Origin of the sequence: Microbulbifer sp. TYP-18, from assembly GCF_040932045.1 — a bacterium.
Lineage (GTDB): Bacteria > Pseudomonadota > Gammaproteobacteria > Pseudomonadales > Cellvibrionaceae > Microbulbifer.
In genome coordinates this window covers 1-1,654 of record NZ_JBFRBC010000077.1, presented here as the reverse complement: position 1 = coordinate 1,654, position 1,654 = coordinate 1, and the positions used below count along the sequence as shown (strand labels likewise).

The 1,654-nt window shown below is 54.7% G+C and carries 2 protein-coding genes; both read left to right on the top strand.

The window, feature by feature from the left end; genetic code table 11:
• The first annotated feature begins 223 nt into the window (after positions 1-223).
• Positions 224-730 carry a hypothetical protein gene (locus tag ABVT36_RS18940; protein ID WP_368457956.1) on the top strand — a complete coding sequence of 169 codons (507 nt, stop codon included), beginning with the start codon at positions 224-226 and terminating at the stop codon, positions 728-730.
• Positions 727-1,365 (top strand): hypothetical protein, encoded by a 639-nt coding sequence (locus tag ABVT36_RS18935; protein WP_368457955.1) that lies wholly within the window; start codon positions 727-729, stop codon positions 1,363-1,365. The genes ABVT36_RS18940 and ABVT36_RS18935 overlap by 4 nt, the downstream gene beginning before the upstream one ends.
• Positions 1,366-1,654 lie beyond the last annotated feature (289 nt).

The following is a 1,654-nucleotide window of genomic DNA, read 5'->3' as shown; positions in this document are numbered from 1 at the left end:
GGGGTCTCCATACTCATCGGCCATCTTTGAGCTTGCCGGAGAGCGTGGGGCTGCGGCGGCCACTATTCGAGCTAAGGGCCACACAGCCAAGGTGCTGGTGACGACGATGCGGCCATGAAGGCCCGGCACAGTGATTACACAGACCCAAAGTACGGCAGTGTATGCAGTGGTACCGAAGCAGCCATAGGACTGACAGTACTTTGAAACAATGGAGGCAATGCGCATGAAGAGTTTCGCGATTAACATCATTGACCGCGTTATCGCGCGATGGTGTTTGGCTATAAAAAATACGCTTATTAACTCTAACGACGAGCCCAATACTCACCGCTATCACTTCCTATGGCCCGACGAATATTGGAGTGACGAGCACGGGCTGGTTAACGCTCGCCCATGGTATTTACCGTTCAACGTGTTCCTTCACAATTGGATCAAGAGCGATGACGGTCTCCTGCATGATCACCCCAGATGGTCCATCACCATCGTTCTCAAGGGTTGCCTGATTGAGGAAACGCCAACGAAGTATAAGTGGCTGAAGCCTGGAGCTGTTGTTTTCCGCTCACGGAAGTATGTTCACCGAATAATTGTGCCCAAGACGCATGAGGGCAGCGTGTGGACTCTTTTTATCGTCGGAAGACGTAGGTTCAAGCAATCCTACTATTCCAAATCTGGCGAACTAAAAAAAGCATACACCGGAGGTGGTGTCACTGTTGGCGAGGATGACGCGGCATGAGCAAGAAAGTTAAAGAACGCCCGATTCCATACAGCGCGGAGATGATCCGTGCTCTCCGGGCAGGCATGAAGACGAATACGCGGAGGATGATAAATCCGCAGCCGGAAATGCGCGAGGGCGGTCAATGCCGCGTGCGTATCAATGGAGATTGGAACTTAGGTCCGGCCGACGTTCTGTTGCGCGATGCGATGCCCAGGTTCGGCTGCCCCTACGGCCAACCAGGCGACCGACTCTGGACGCGCGAAGCCTGGCGCACAACTGCCGATCTCGACCACCTGCCTCCCCGCGACATCCCGAAGGACGCACCAATCTGGTACGAGGCCGACGGCCCAGCGCCAGCGCCGCAGTTCGGCCGGTACCGACACGCCCGATTTATGTGCCGATGGATGAGTCGCGGTCTGGACGAGATTACTGGTATCCGTGTGGAGCGACTGCAAGACATCAGCGAGGAGGATGCCAAGGCGGAGGGTATAACTCCGTACAAGTGTGGTTGGAGCAATGGGGAGATGGGTCCGTTTTCACACCCTGTTCTCGCCTTCTTTACCCTATGGGATTCCATCAACGGCGCCGGCAGTTCGGATGCCAACCCCTGGGTATGGGTTGTTAAATTTAAGCGAGTGGAGGCTAAGCAATGACCGACATAGTGAAAGGAACCTGTAGCCAGTGTGGTGGCCCTGTAACCGTGCCGGCAATCTGGCTAGGTATACATCCACCCACCCCGTCCTGCAGGAGGTGTGGAGCAGTTCCTGCAACGCCTTACGGTAAGGTTATTCCAATGGTAAATCCAACACCCAAGCAACCCTTACCGTGGCCAGTTGGAAGGTAGGCGCAGATTTAATCATGCCAGTGTTTACAGGATAGAACGATGAGCGAGATACTAACAGACGCCCAATTGTCCAGATTGACCGGTGTTACGTCCCCAGA

What these genes read in the sequence shown, in the direction of transcription:
- ABVT36_RS18935 (WP_368457955.1), top strand. Translation starts at nt 727, where the DNA reads ATGAGCAAGAAAGTTAAAGAACGCCCGATTCCATACAGCGCGGAGATG.
- ABVT36_RS18940 (WP_368457956.1), top strand. Translation starts at nt 224, where the DNA reads ATGAAGAGTTTCGCGATTAACATCATTGACCGCGTTATCGCGCGATGG.